This is a genomic window from Crateriforma conspicua (genome assembly GCF_007752935.1).
Lineage (GTDB): Bacteria > Planctomycetota > Planctomycetia > Pirellulales > Pirellulaceae > Crateriforma > Crateriforma conspicua.
Genome location: NZ_CP036319.1, coordinates 3,026,529 through 3,040,116 on the forward strand (window position 1 = coordinate 3,026,529; position 13,588 = coordinate 3,040,116).

A 13,588-nucleotide genomic window follows, 5' to 3' on the forward strand; every position below is an offset into this window, starting at 1 on the left:
CAACCCGTTCAGGATGCCGGCACCAACGCCGCGGTGGGGTCGGCCAAGTCGTTGCTGCCCAGCACGCGATCGGCCGCCTGTTCGTCGACGGCAGGTCGCAGCATGTTCAGATACAGCAAACAAGAAATCGCAATCGCCATGCTGGTGACCAACCACAGCGGATGGTATTCCGGTCCCGCCGGTGTCGAACGCAGCAGCAAATTGGTTGCCGGATTTTCCAGCTGAACCAGGCGTTCCAGGGAAACCGACATCGCGTTGTTGGTGAAGTGAATCAGGATGCCGGGCAACACGCTGCCGGTCTTCAAAGCGACCCAGCCCAACAACAATCCCATGCAAGTCGCGGCGATGGATTGTTGCAGCACGCCGTGCGACACGCCGAACATGATGGCCGACACCACGACGGCGCGGACGCGTCCGTTGCCGCGCAGGAGTCCGCCAAAAATGAACCCGCGGAACGCTAGTTCTTCGCAGATTGCGGGAACCAACGCCATCAGGAATACGATGGTCAACCACGGCGCGGAACTGATCTGATCGGTGAACGGTTTCATCGCGGCGGCGGCTTGTTCGCTGATCGGGTACATCTGGCTGATCCACTGGGCCAAAAAGACGTACGTCGGGTGAAGCGTCAAACCGATCAACACCGCCATCGGCAGCGCCGTCCAGTGTGGCATCCGCAATCGCAAACTGGTCCGCAGCGATGTCGTCATCATCGTTGCCATCAACAGCGTGGGAGCCAAGATCATGCCGATCTGTGGCATCAGAATCAGTTGAGCGATGCCGCCGAAGTGTTGTGGCATTTCGGTAACGGCCAGCTTGCCAAAAAAGAGTGCGACCAGGATGATCGCGCCGCAAGCAAAGGCCTGTGATACCGTCGCGGCGGTTTGTCGGTCACGCCACAGGTGGCGAACCCACATGCCCAGTTCCCATTGATCGCCGTCACCAAACAACACCGATTCGCTTTCGAATTGTCGTCGTGCCCAACGCGTGGCCATCAACAAACATCCGCCGGTGACCGTGGCCACGATCGGCAGGTGTGCCAGCGCAAGGTAATACTGGCCTTCGACCAACGCACGGACCAACAAGAACATGCCCGTCACCGGAATCACGCTGGTTCCCGGTGAAAGCGTTGTGCCGGGCAACATCGGCAACAAGACCAATGGCAACGTGACCATCATCAAGGGCATCAGGTAATACTGGCCTTCTTTGCTGCTGCGTGCCATCGCGGCAACCGCCAACGCCAGAGCGCTGAACAATGCGGACAACGGCACCAAGGCGACCAACAGCCACATCATCGGTCCCAGTGGCGGCGCGCCCATGTTGGAAACGCCGTCCGGGCCGACACCGATTTGTTTAAAGACGAAGGAACTGGTGACCAACATGCTGCCGGCGTTCAGGATCGCGGTCATCATGCTGAACGTCATGACCGCGCCCAATTTGCCCCAGACGATTTCGCTGCGCAGCGCTGGGCTGCAAAGCAGGGTTTCCAGGGTGCCGCGTTCCTTTTCACCGGCGACCAAATCGATCGCCGGATAAAACGCGCCGGTCATCGCCCAGACCAGCATCACGAACGGTAACAGCTTGCTCCAAAATGCGGCTTCGCGTGTTTGTTCCGGCGCGATGTCGACGCTGTTGACTTGGAAGGGTTCCAATTGCTGAAGGTCGATTCCCGAGGATTCCAATCGATCACGCACCCAATCGCCACGCCAGCGATTCAAGATGCCGATGACACGATCCTTGGCCACCATGGATTGATCCGAGCCGACGTTGTACATCAGCTTCAGCGTGTCGGCGTCGCTTGCCCCGTTCGCGTCGTCGGTGCTTTGCGCGAAGCCGGGCGGGAATTGCAGGACGACATCGAATCGTCCACTGCGGACCAGGTTCGTGGTCAACGCGTCCAGGCGGCGGGCCTGTTTTTCCGGCGTTTCGGTGCCTTCGAAATATTCGTGTCCGGGGGCCAAAGCCATTTCGTCCCACAAGTAGGACGACATTTCCATCTTGGCCGATTCGTCGATCAAGTTTTCTGCAAACGCGTCTTCGCCGTTCAATAACGGTGGCAAACCGTCCAAGTGATCACGACCAATCACGCACACGGTGGTCGGATGCTGTCGTGTGAACTGGGCGATTTGCAACAGCAGCATGCCGACCAGTGGGTACAGCAAGATCGGCAGCACCGCGATGGTGAACAACGTTCGTCGGTCGCGAAGTTGGTCACGCATCTCTCGCGCATAGATCAACGCAATCGCGCCGATGCGTGGGCTGTCCGCCATCATGGCCAGACGTCGTTTGATCGCGGCGGCCGTCTTCATGATGCGACTCCTTCGGCCAATTCGGCATCCAAGTTTTCGTGGCGGCTAAGCAGACCAAAGAACAATTCTTCGAAGTCATCCTCACGATGGCGTTGGGTCAATTCGGCCAACGATCCGCTGTCCAGGATTCGCCCGCGGTGCATGATGGCGATGCGATCGCACAGGCGTTCGACTTCGCTCATGATGTGCGTTGAAAAGATCAGGCATTTGCCCGCATCACGCAGCGAACGAATGACGGACAGCAAGTTGCGTGCGACCAATACGTCCAGGCCCAACGTGGCTTCGTCAAAGACCAACACGGGCGGGTCGTGGATCATGGCCCGAGCGATCGAAACCTTTTGCCGCATGCCCGTGGACATTTTGCTGCCCGGAACGTTACGGAAATCATTCATCCGCAATCGATCAAACAGGTTCTCCATCCGGTGCAACAGTTGGTCATTGCCCATGCCGTGCAAGCGGCCAAAGTATTCGACCAATTCCCACGCCGTCATCCGTTCATAGATGGCCGTGTTGTTGCTGACGAATCCGATGCGACGCCGGACTTCTGCGGCATCGCTTTCGACATTGAACCCGTCGACCGTCGCGATCCCCGATGTGGGCGACAGAACCGTGCTTAGGATTCGCAGGACCGTCGTCTTGCCGGCACCGTTGGGTCCCAATAAGCCAAAGATTTCGCCGGGACGGACGGTGAAGCTGATCCGATCGACCGCGACAAATCTGCCGCGATGCAAATCTTCGTAGGTCTTGGTCAGGTGCTGGACTTGGATCACTGCTGCTTCGCCGGGTCAGGTGGTTCCGGTTGCAACGATCGCGCAGCCCCATGTCGTCTGGGTGCACCATCGGCAACGTTACTTGAACCTAGCCCTCAATTTGGCCGCGCGACGTCGGATCGCAAATTTCTGTCGCCGACCGGCGGTCAACCGGCCGCGATATCCGTCACGCTTTGACGCGCAGCCGTACGACCGGACCCTGGACGATCGACAATCCTTCGATTTGCTCGGTCGCGCGGCGGGCGGCACCTTCGCCGGCTTCGTGTGTCATGATCACCAGCGGCACCGGATCGGTTTGTTGCTGACCGGCCTGGTCGGGCTGGTTTTCGTGCTGGATCACCGAGCTGATCGAGATGTCGTGCTGGGCCAAAACATCCGCAATCTTTGCCAACGCACCGGGATGGTTCCCCACGCTGAGTCGCAGGTAATAACGGCCGGCCAAGCGATCGGTGTCACGTTGTTTCGTGCGTGCCGGGTGATCGGACGTGAAATAGGCCAGCGTTTGAAACGTGATTTTGGTCCGGCCGACGGCAGTATCGATCAAGTCTGCGACGACGGCCGAAGCGGTGGGCATCTGGCCGGCCCCCAAGCCATGATAGAAAACCGGGCCGACGGCATCGCCGACGACGCGGATCGCGTTGAATGCGTCACGTACCTCGGCCAACGGCGTCCCCAAAGGAACCAGCGTTGGTGCGACGGACAGTTCCAGTCCGTCATCGGCCTGATGTGCGGTGGCAACCAGCTTGATGCGATAGCCCAGTTCGCTGGAATACCGCAGGTCCGCTGGATCCAAGCCGTCGATGCCGGTGCGGGGAATGTCCGACCAGTGGATCGTCGCGCCGAACGCCAGGTGGGCCAAGATCGCCAGTTTTTGTGCGGCATCGGTTCCGTCGACGTCCATCGTCGGATCGGCCTCGGCGTACCCCAATTCTTGGGCTTTGCGAACAACGTCGTCATAGGCCGAACCGTAGCGGTCCATTTGGCTGACGATGAAATTGCTGGTGCCGTTCAAGATGCCTTCCAACGTCGTGATCTGGTTGGCCGACAGGCACTGGCTGATGTTGGCGACGATCGGGATTCCGCCGGCAACGGCTGCTTCAAATGCGATGCTGCGGCCCAGTTCGCGTGCTTTGGAAAACAGTTCCGGACCGTGTTCGGCCAACAGGGCTTTGTTCGCCGTGACAATGTCCTTGCCGGCTTCCATCAATTGCAGCATGATCGTCCGGGCCGGTTCCAGACCGCCGATCAATTGTGCAACGACCGTGATATCGGGATCGTCCAACACGTCGGCCAAAGTGTCAGTGGCCACGCCGTCGGGCAATTCGACATCACGGGGCTTGTTCAGGTCGCGGACGACGGCTTTTTTCAGCCACATCGTGCGGCCCGCGTGTCGCGCGGTACGATCCCCGTGATCCAACAACAGTTTGGCGACGCCGGAACCAACGGTCCCCAAACCCACAATGGCAACGTTTGTCTTATTCATGACGCGAATCCTAATTGGATCGCGGCCGACTCGGGAGACGGGGTCGCGCCGCTGTTTGGTCTCCCGCGCCGGTTTCGTCAACTTTTCACACCCAGCATCGTGCAAACATCCAACGAAACGAACGAATCCCAGTTCAAGATTCTGTTGACCAATGATGACGGAATCGATGCACCCGGCATCGCGGCGATGGAAAAGTCGGTCCGTGGCGTGCTGGACAGTGGCGCTGTTGCCGACTTGATGGACAAGTTTGCGATGCGTCCTCAGATCATCGTCGCCGCACCCGATCAATGCCGCAGCGAATGCGGCCATGGTGTGACCACCGGCCGGGTCTTGGAAGCCAACCGAATCGAAGATGATCGATATAGTATTGACGGCACGCCGGTGGACTGTGTCCGAGCCTTTGCGATCAGCCACCAGGTGGATGCGGTGCTTTCTGGCGTGAACGCGGGAGCAAACTTGGGTGTCGATCTGTTGGTCAGCGGGACCTTTGCCGCCGCTAGGGAAGCGTCCAGCCACGGGATCGCATCGATGGCCGCGTCGCAATACCGCCATCCTGGGATTGAACGTCGCTGGGACCACGTTCCGGTGTGGATGCGCGCGGTGTTGGAAGAATTTTTGACGCTGGTCATCCAGAATCGGCAAGTTTCCGATCGACCGCAGCGGGTTCCACTGTGGAATGTGAATATGCCAGCATTGCCTCCCGAATCGGAGATACCGCCGCGAGTGATGTGCGACGTCGACCGTTTACCGCACGCTAGAACGGTGCGTCACGAAGACGGGCGGATCCATTTCGACCTGAATTTCCAGAATCGACCGCGAGAGAAAGGGCGCGATGTGGACCAGTGCTTTGCCGGAAACATCACGATCAGCCAGCTAGGCTTCACCGTTTGTTGATGCGGCCGGTCGTTTCAAGGCACAGATCAAGACACAGAACGAGGCGGTCCAGGAAAGCCAGCGATAGGGTCAGATGCGATGCGTGACGTCACTGGATGACATCGCACCGGACGAACGCATGCACGCAATGGCGACGTGTGCTTGCAAGCAGACGACAGAAAGCGGCATTCCCGCTGAGAATTTAGACCAGAAAAATCCAGACTCGTCCGGGCCGCTGTGCCAACGAGACCGTGACAGGTGGTTCAAAAAGAATCAACAGTGACGCTCGGCCGACATCCGGGCGGACAATCGTCCACCCGGTCTGTGGTCGTTTGCGGCGTCGCGATCGGCGTCTAGCAATCAGGCATGCTGGCGATCGAGACGCCCGACATCTCCTCCAGGCTGCGTCCGCAGTTGGAGTCGCCGGATTCGGCAAGGATCGCCTTTTGCAATTCCCCACGCACGATTGAAACTTCGCGAGGGGCTTCAATCCCGATAGCAACGCGGTTTCCACTGATCTTGTTCAGCGTCAAAACGATGTTGTCACCGATGATCAGCTTCTCACCAACTTTACGACTAAGAACCAGCATTTCGATTTCCTTCCGTGTAAATAGCGTCAATCTTTCGCATTCGTGCGCCGCAAACATCAAAGGCGCTGACTGTCACTGACATCGGGGAGCGAACTGCGTGCCGAAAGTTCTCCGATTTCGAGGAAATGGACTCAAGATTTGCGGCGTGCCGGGTATTTTCAACAAATTGCCGGGAAAATCTCAAGTCCCAATTGCCGTGGTTCGGTTCACTGTGGCACGCCGTAGAGCCCGAATCCGCACCCAAAAACCATTGCAAAGTCGCAATTCGCTTGGGCGATTTCAAAATGAGACACGCAACGTGTTTCAGATCGGGATTCGCATTGGGCCCTGCCGTCGTCAGGACACTCGTACTATCGCCGAGCCCCGTGACACGTTTGGTCACGCCGCCGGGATGGAATTGGGAATCGGAGATCGAATCGGGAAATCCGGTGCCGGGAAGGCGGCGGTGTGTTCCGCCGGATATCAGCCCCGCGGCTCTGGGGGATCAGCCGGATCACAGGTGTCGTCAAGCCTGAATTTGCACCTTTGACGGCGGGAACTACCTTGTACACCGGGGGTCGAATCACTGTGCATGTGTACCGGCAAGGGACTGTTTGGAGCATGTGATTGCTGTGGCGGCATCGGCTGTCGTTACCAAGGTTCCCCATCCAGTCTGTCGTCGCCTTATGTCCAAAGTGCCCGCCGATCCCGCGTCGGCCATCGGTTCTGAATCCGAATCATCGCTGCCCCGCCACGGTGACACGTTTCCGCTGCGTCTGACCGCCTTCGAACAACTGCTGGTGTTCGACGACGACTCCGCCTGTCCGATGACCAGCTTCATCGAACTGCACTTCGCGACGCCGTTGCAGGTGATGGTTCTGCACGAGGCGCTCTGCCAGACCGTTCATCGACACCCGCTGTTGGCGTCCACGTTGGTGCAGAAGGATGGGCTGCTTCATTGGGACTATGATCCCGGATTCGTTCCGACGCTGCATGATCCAGCGGACTTTCCGATCCTGCAGGCTCCGGTGCAACCCGGTGCCGCTGTTGGGAAGGACGCCGCCGGTTTGTCCCAGCCGTCGCCACGACCGATCGATTTGTTTAAAAATCCGGGATGCCGTTATTGGTATGACGTGAATCCCACGACGGACAAGTCGCGGTTGACCATCCAGTTGCATCACGCGGCCTGTGACGGTGTGGGTTTGCGCCGCGTCTTGATCGACGTGTTGGCGGCCTATGCAAAGGCGACCGACAACCGGGCCGACAGCGCGGATGAAAACGCGTCGCAATCGACCAGGCGTCGTGTCCGTCGCGGCGAGCAATTGGACGTCAGTCGATTGTGCGACCGCGCGGACTATTCCAGCATCCTGTCGCGTCAGCCCAAGATTCAATTGACGACTTGGGACCGTATCAAAAACGCGTACTACTTTCATTGCCAGCGACCCCGGCCGCTGAAAGGCAATGCGGCTTCGCGACCGGAGAAACACACCGGTGAGGTTTCCGAATCGCAAGCGACATCGGGCCAGCCGCTGCGGCACCACATCTTTTCCGAATCCGTTTCGCAACGACTGGTCGATTGTTGTCGCCGCCACGAAGTCGGCATGAACGACTTGATGTTGACGGTGCTGTTTCGAGTTTGCCGATTGTGGAACCGCCGTCACGGGGCCGATCGATCCAAGACGCGGATTCGCTTGTTGATGCCGGTCGATTTGCGAAGCCGCGCGGACTTGAACATGCCCGCAACCAACCGATTGAGTTTCGCATTCTTGGGGCGGACCCACGGTCAATGCGAAGATTGGCATGATCTGTTGTGCAGCGTCCAAGCGGAAACTCAGTTTATCAAAGACAGTCGTGTGCACATGGATTTTGTCGGCGGGCTGGAAGGGTTTGCCGACCATCCGAATCGTCTGCGCCGAGCGATCCGATACAGCGGAAACATGACCACCAGCGTGCTGACCTACACCGGTGACATTTCGCGTGGCATGAAGAGTCATTTCCCAGAAGAACGCGGTCGCCGACGCATCGGAGACAGCTATCTGGAAAACATCTTGATCGCACCGCCGGCGCGGCGAAACACGAACATTACCCTGGGCGTCTGTATTAACTGGGGACAGGTCTGTGTATCGGCGAACTGGAACCGTGGCGAGTTTACGCAGCAAGACACGGCGGATTTTTTGCGGATCTTTGCCGGCACCACCTTGGAATGGCTGACGCGGATGGAAACGGAGTCGATCACGGACTGTCCGGCCGAAGCGGTTGTCTAAAACGACAGCGGGGCTGAATCACGCGGATCGTCGCGTTGGGCGTATATTCGTGGCGCTGTTTCTGTTTAGTCGCCACGGCGCCCGGGCCACGGGGCCTGGTTCGATCTTTGCCTTGAAAGTCGCCGCCAATGAGATTGCCAAAACGCTGGGCCTTCGTCCGGAGCGATATCAGACGTTTGAACCCGGGTGTTGCCTTGGTTGCGTCGACGTTGTTGATTGTTGCGACGGGAATTTGCCGCGGTGAACTGCCCGATGCCGGTCCAGCACGTGTTGGGATTGATGGTCAGGCATTGGCTGCGATCCGTCCGATGGTTCTGGATGCGATCGACCAGGGTGAAATGGCCGGTTGCGTGATCATGGCGGGGCGTCGCGGCAACGTCTTTTATCAACAGGCGTTCGGACACCGGCAAGTCCAGCCCGTGAAAAAGGCGATGACGGTGGACACGGTTTTCGACCTGGCATCGTTGACCAAGCCGATTGCGACGGCAACCAGTGTGATGGTGCTGTGGGATCAAAACAAAGTCGATCTTGATGATCCCATTGTCCGTTTCCGCCCGGCAACGGTGGACCCGCAGCTTCGCGATGCGACGGTTCGCCAATTGATGACGCACCAGGCGGGCTATCTTCCCGACAATGCATTGGCGGATTACCAGCAGGGACCTGGCCAAGCTTTGGCCAACATCGATCGCCTGAACGCGCGGTATTCGCCGGGGACTCGGTTCGTCTATTCCGATGTTGGCTTCATCCTGTTGGGCGATATCGTCGGGCGGCAAAGCGGGATGGACCTGCACACGTTTTCACAACGCTATGTTTTTCAACCGCTGGGGATGAAGCAAACGGGGTATCTGCCGCCGGCAAATCTGGCGGCACAGGCGGCGGCGACCGAAAAACGCAACGGACGCTGGATGGTGGGCGAGGTGCATGACCCTCGCGCGTATGCGATGGGCGGTGTCGCGGGGCATGCGGGACTTTTTTCCACCGCCGCGGACCTGGCGATCTACGCACAGATGATGCTGAACGACGGCGTGTATCAGGACGTGCGTGTCTTGTCCGCCGATGCCGTGGATCAGATGACCCGGCCGCATGAGATTGTCGAAGGCGAAAAGGTCAGTGTTCGCGGACTGGGCTGGGACATCCACTCGGGCTATTCATCGAACCGGGGCCCCGGGATGTCCGATACCGCGTTCGGGCACGGCGGATTCACCGGGACGGTGTTGTGGATCGATCCGGCGAAAGATCTGTTTTTTATCTTTCTGAGCAACCGTATGCACCCGGACGGCAAAGGATCGGTGAATCGGTTGGCTGGCAAGATCGCCGGCGTGATCGTTGATGCGATCGATGTGCCGGCGGTGCGATGAAGCGGATCAAACGATCAAGACGGCAGTGTCAGTTTGCGAAGTGTTGGCCAACGGTCTCCGTCGTCGGCGAACGAATGACGCCTTTCTCGGTCACGATGGCGTCGATCAGCTCGGCCGGCGTGACGTCGAAAGCGGGATTGATTACGTCCGCCGCATCGGGGACGAATTGAACGCCGCCGGGCCGTGCCACTTCGTCACGATGGCGTTGTTCGATCGGGATCTGGTCGCCGGCCGGTAACTTTAAGTCGAACGTGTTGGTCGGTGCGGCGACGTAAAACGGGATATTGTGGTACTTGGCCAAGACCGCCAATGGATAGGTTCCGATTTTGTTGGCTGCATCGCCGTTGGCTGCGATCCGGTCGGCACCCACGATGACCGCGTCGACTTTGCCGCAGCGCATCAGGCCGCCGGACATGGAATCGGTCAGCACGGTGACCGCGACGCCGGCCTGTGACAATTCCCATGCGGTCAGCCGAGCACCCTGTAGCAGCGGTCGCGTTTCATCGGCAAAGACATGGGGTGCTTTGCCTTGTTCGTGCATGTGATAAATCGGCGCCAACGCGGTGCCCCACATCGAAGTGGCCAACCCACCGGCATTGCAGTGTGTCAGTACGTTTCGACACCCTTGGATCAGCGCCGCGCCGTTGGCACCAATGCTGCGGCACATCCGGCGGTCTTCGTCGTGAATGGTGACCGCTTCGCGATGCAGACGTTCATACAGCGTCGCGTCGTCGTCATGCGAGTTCATCACGTCGCGCATGCGGTCCATCGCCCAGAACAGATTGACCGCCGTCGGACGACTGGTCGCCAGATAATCCATCGCTTCGCCAAAGGCTTGGCGGTCCGCATCACGACCTTGCAGCAAGACGCCATACGCGGCGGCGATGCCGATCGCCGGTGCCCCGCGAACGACCAGACGACGGATCGCGTCATGCGCTTGTTCGATGTTCGTACAGACCAGTCGGGTCAATTCGGTGGGCAATTTCGTCTGGTCCAACAGATCCAGTTGGCCGTCGCGAAAGATGATCGTTTCAGCGGTTTCGGTGGCGGTCGACATGGCAAAGGGAACTTTGGCGATTGTGCAAAGGTGATGCGTGGGATCCAGACGGAATGTTTTCGGCGCGAACGTCCGACTAAAGCGAAACGTTGCGGCTGACTTGCTGGACGGCGTTTTGGATTTGATCCAGTTGGTCCGACGGCAAATCGCTAAGCATGGGCAACAGCGGGCCCGTTTGTGCGATACCCGCCAGTTGCACGGCGTGATGTAACACTCGAATCGGGCTGATCGAATCACGCAGATCTTCCAGCGGCCGGAACGATTGACGAATCGTTTCAGCGACCTCCAAGTCACCGGCCTGCAATGCACCCAGCATGTCCATCGAACGACGCGGCGCGATACACACACATCCGCTGGTGAAACCGGCCAAGCCGAATCCACGAACGTGAGCGATGGCGGGTTGTTCTCCGATCCCGCTGACCATCCGCTCCGCCGGGAACACGTCCAACAGCGAACGCAGATAATCATCATCCGACGGATCGTCGCGAACGACGGCGTACTTGATCCAGCTGATGACTCCGTCGTCCTCCAGTCCACGGACGACGTCGGGATACAGCCATTGATCAAACTTGATGTACAAGACGACCGGTTTGCCAAGTGCGTTGCTGATCGCGCGGATGCCAGCGGCGATGCCCTGTTGGTCGACGATGTCACGCGATGGCAACAGCATGGCGGTGGGGAACGGATAATCCGCCAAGACATCAGTCTGATCCATCGCCAATCCGAACGACGGACCGACCGACGGGACAACGACGGTGTCGGGGCCGGCCGAATCGGCGACCAGAGACAGCATGTCCTCGTATTCCGTCAGCCGCATGTGATACAGCACTGCGTTTCCGCCGTACAACAAGCACCGGATGCCGCCGGCTTCCAAGTGGCGAATGATTTTGTCGTTTTCGTCGCCGTCGACCACTCCGTCGGCGTCCCGTGCCAGCGGCGGAACGGCGATGACGGATTCAGGCAAATCGGACGCTTGGAAGGGCTGCGTTTTCATGACATGACGACCGAACGAGACGGAGAAGCGGGGGGATTGATGGAAGGGGCAGGGCGGAACGCGGGCGATTCTAGCGACAACGTCGCCGCCGGCGGACCCCGGGCAAGGCGTGGCCGATTCGATGCGACGTGGAATCCATCGTAAGGCGACCGTTCAGTGGATCGATGGTTCCGCGTCGGGGCTGCGTCCGACCAAGAAGTCAAAATCACAGCCTTGGTCGGCTTGGGTGACATGCTTGGCGTACAACCGGCCGTATCCGCGCGGCGGCGTCACATCGGGGGCGACCCAAGCGGACCGTCGACGCTCCGCTTCATCATCGTCGACTTCCCAGTGGATCGTTCTGGCTTCGACGTCGATTGCGATCATGTCACCGGTTTGAACCAGAGCCAGCGGCCCGGATGCGGCACTCTCCGGTGCAATGTGTAGTACGCAGGTGCCGTAACTGGTCCCGCTCATCCGCGCGTCACTGATGCGGACCATGTCTCGAACGCCCTGCCGCAACAGTTTTTGTGGAATCGGCAACATGCCCCATTCGGGAAAGCCGGGGGCGCCTAAGGGACCGGCGTTACGCAGAATCAGCACGCTGTCGGCACTGGCGTCCAAGTCCGGATCGTTGATCGCCGCTTTCATTGCCGGATAGTTGTCAAACACCAACGCCGGTCCGCGGTGCTTTAGCAATCGTTTGTCGGCGGCAATGGATTTGATCACGCATCCTGATGGGGCCAAGTTGCCACGCAGCACACAGGTTCCACCGACGGGTGAAACGGGATTGTCACGCGGACGAATCACTTCGTCGTCGATCACTTCGGCGCCGCTGATCTGTTGGCCCAGCGTCACACCGGAGACGGTCAACGCATCGGTGTCCAGCAAATCCGTCATCCGATTCAACAGTGCGGGCAAGCCGCCGGCGTCATAGAAGTCTTCCATCAGGTAACGACCGCCCGGTCGGATATCGCCCAGCACCGGAGTGCGATCGGAAAGTTGATCGAACCGGTCCATCGTCAGGTCGATGCCCAGACGCCCGGCGATCGCGATCAGGTGAACGATGGCGTTGGTGCTGCCACCGATCGACAGAGACGTGATCACGCCGTTGTCGATCGAACCGGCGGTCATGAACTTGGACGGCCGAAGATCTTCCCACGCCATGTCGACGGCGCGGCGTCCGGTTTGCGTGGCCAAACGCGAATGCTGGGACAAGACCGACGGCGTGCAAGCGGCACCGGACAGGCTGAAGCCCATCGCTTCGGTGATGCATGCCATGGTGCTGGCGGTGCCCATCGTCATGCAGGTCCCGGCACTGCGGGCGATGCAGTTTTCGATGCCTTTCCAATCCGCGTCACACAGGTTGCCCGCCAGACGTTCGTCCCAATACTTCCAAACGTCGCTGCCGCTGCCCAAGGTTTGGTCTTTCCAGCGGGCTTTCAACATCGGGCCGGCCGGCAGAAAGATCGACGGGATGTCGGCGCTGATCGAGCCCATCAACAATGCCGGGACGGTCTTGTCACATCCGCCCATCAACACCGCCGCGTCGATCGGGTGGCAACGCAGGACTTCTTCGACCTCCATCGCCAACAGGTTGCGATACAACATCGTCGTGGGCTTCATCAGCATTTCGCCCAGCGACAATACGGGGACTTCCACAGGGAAACCGCCGGCCTGCAGAATCCCCCGACGCACTTCGTCGGCACGCTGGGGAAAGTGCGAATGGCAAGTGTTCAGGTCGCTCCAGGTATTCAAAATCCCGATGACGGGTTTGCCCTGAAAGTCCGCATCATCGAAACCGGCGCCCTTCAATCGAGAACGATGACCGAAACTGCGAAGGTCATCGGGGCCGAACCAGCGGTGAGAACGCAGACGTGCCGGGTCACGCGATTCATTCGTGTTGCCGGCCGGGGACGTCGGTTTCGAATCCAT

At 59.2% G+C, this 13,588-nt stretch carries 10 protein-coding genes; 3 read left to right on the forward strand and 7 right to left on the reverse strand.

Annotated elements, in window-relative coordinates; translation table 11 throughout:
• Positions 1–8: 8 nt before the first annotated feature.
• The 3 genes from Mal65_RS11470 to Mal65_RS11480 form a co-directional block, all read right to left on the reverse strand.
• A complete protein-coding gene (locus Mal65_RS11470; RefSeq protein ID WP_145297447.1) occupies positions 9–2,306 on the reverse strand; it encodes an ABC transporter permease subunit/CPBP intramembrane protease in 2,298 nt (765 codons plus the stop codon).
• The gene (locus tag Mal65_RS11475; RefSeq protein ID WP_145297450.1) at positions 2,303–3,076 is read right to left on the reverse strand and encodes an ATP-binding cassette domain-containing protein; all 774 of its coding nucleotides are present in this window, start codon (positions 3,074–3,076) and stop codon (positions 2,303–2,305) included. Before Mal65_RS11475 ends, Mal65_RS11470 begins: the two co-directional genes overlap by 4 nt.
• A 166-nt stretch (positions 3,077–3,242) precedes the next feature.
• A complete protein-coding gene (locus tag Mal65_RS11480) occupies positions 3,243–4,559 on the reverse strand; it encodes a homoserine dehydrogenase (protein ID WP_145297453.1) in 1,317 nt (438 codons plus the stop codon).
• A 99-nt stretch (positions 4,560–4,658) separates the two neighbouring features.
• Between Mal65_RS11480 and surE the strand changes: the two genes are divergently transcribed.
• Positions 4,659–5,453 carry a 5'/3'-nucleotidase SurE gene (gene surE / locus Mal65_RS11485; protein ID WP_145297456.1) on the forward strand — a complete coding sequence of 265 codons (795 nt, stop codon included), beginning with the start codon at positions 4,659–4,661 and terminating at the stop codon, positions 5,451–5,453.
• A 332-nt stretch (positions 5,454–5,785) separates the two neighbouring features.
• Here surE and Mal65_RS11490 read toward each other — a convergent pair whose 3' ends face one another.
• Positions 5,786–6,022: a carbon storage regulator gene (locus Mal65_RS11490; RefSeq protein WP_145297458.1), complete on the reverse strand. Its 237-nt coding sequence runs from the start codon at positions 6,020–6,022 to the stop codon at positions 5,786–5,788.
• Between the two features lie 665 nt (positions 6,023–6,687).
• Between Mal65_RS11490 and Mal65_RS11495 the strand changes: the two genes are divergently transcribed.
• Together Mal65_RS11495 and Mal65_RS11500 are read left to right on the forward strand one after the other, a co-directional pair.
• Positions 6,688–8,265 carry a hypothetical protein gene (locus Mal65_RS11495; protein WP_145297460.1) on the forward strand — a complete coding sequence of 526 codons (1,578 nt, stop codon included), beginning with the start codon at positions 6,688–6,690 and terminating at the stop codon, positions 8,263–8,265.
• Between the two features lie 128 nt (positions 8,266–8,393).
• Positions 8,394–9,623: a serine hydrolase domain-containing protein gene (locus Mal65_RS11500; RefSeq protein ID WP_145297463.1), complete on the forward strand. Its 1,230-nt coding sequence runs from the start codon at positions 8,394–8,396 to the stop codon at positions 9,621–9,623.
• Between the two features lie 28 nt (positions 9,624–9,651).
• Here Mal65_RS11500 and mtnA read toward each other — a convergent pair whose 3' ends face one another.
• The 3 genes from mtnA to araD all read right to left on the reverse strand — a co-directional run bounded on the left by mtnA (position 9,652) and on the right by araD (position 13,588).
• Positions 9,652–10,680: an S-methyl-5-thioribose-1-phosphate isomerase gene (gene mtnA, locus Mal65_RS11505; protein ID WP_145297466.1), complete on the reverse strand. Its 1,029-nt coding sequence runs from the start codon at positions 10,678–10,680 to the stop codon at positions 9,652–9,654.
• A gap of 76 nt (positions 10,681–10,756) precedes the next feature.
• The gene (locus tag Mal65_RS11510; protein WP_145297468.1) at positions 10,757–11,674 is read right to left on the reverse strand and encodes a dihydrodipicolinate synthase family protein; all 918 of its coding nucleotides are present in this window, start codon (positions 11,672–11,674) and stop codon (positions 10,757–10,759) included.
• Between the two features lie 153 nt (positions 11,675–11,827).
• On the reverse strand, positions 11,828–13,588 hold the full coding sequence (gene araD / locus Mal65_RS11515) for an L-arabinonate dehydratase (RefSeq protein WP_145297472.1): 1,761 nt from the start codon (positions 13,586–13,588) through the stop codon (positions 11,828–11,830).

Coding starts and splice junctions, on each gene's coding strand:
- Mal65_RS11490 (WP_145297458.1), bottom strand. CDS start 6,022: ATGCTGGTTCTTAGTCGTAAAGTTGGTGAGAAGCTGATCATCGGTGAC.
- mtnA (WP_145297466.1), bottom strand. CDS start 10,680: ATGTCGACCGCCACCGAAACCGCTGAAACGATCATCTTTCGCGACGGC.
- Mal65_RS11500 (WP_145297463.1), top strand. CDS start 8,394: ATGAGATTGCCAAAACGCTGGGCCTTCGTCCGGAGCGATATCAGACGT.
- Mal65_RS11480 (WP_145297453.1), bottom strand. CDS start 4,559: ATGAATAAGACAAACGTTGCCATTGTGGGTTTGGGGACCGTTGGTTCC.
- Mal65_RS11495 (WP_145297460.1), top strand. CDS start 6,688: ATGTCCAAAGTGCCCGCCGATCCCGCGTCGGCCATCGGTTCTGAATCC.
- Mal65_RS11510 (WP_145297468.1), bottom strand. CDS start 11,674: ATGAAAACGCAGCCCTTCCAAGCGTCCGATTTGCCTGAATCCGTCATC.
- araD (WP_145297472.1), bottom strand. CDS start 13,588: ATGGATTCGAAACCGACGTCCCCGGCCGGCAACACGAATGAATCGCGT.
- Mal65_RS11470 (WP_145297447.1), bottom strand. CDS start 2,306: ATGAAGACGGCCGCCGCGATCAAACGACGTCTGGCCATGATGGCGGAC.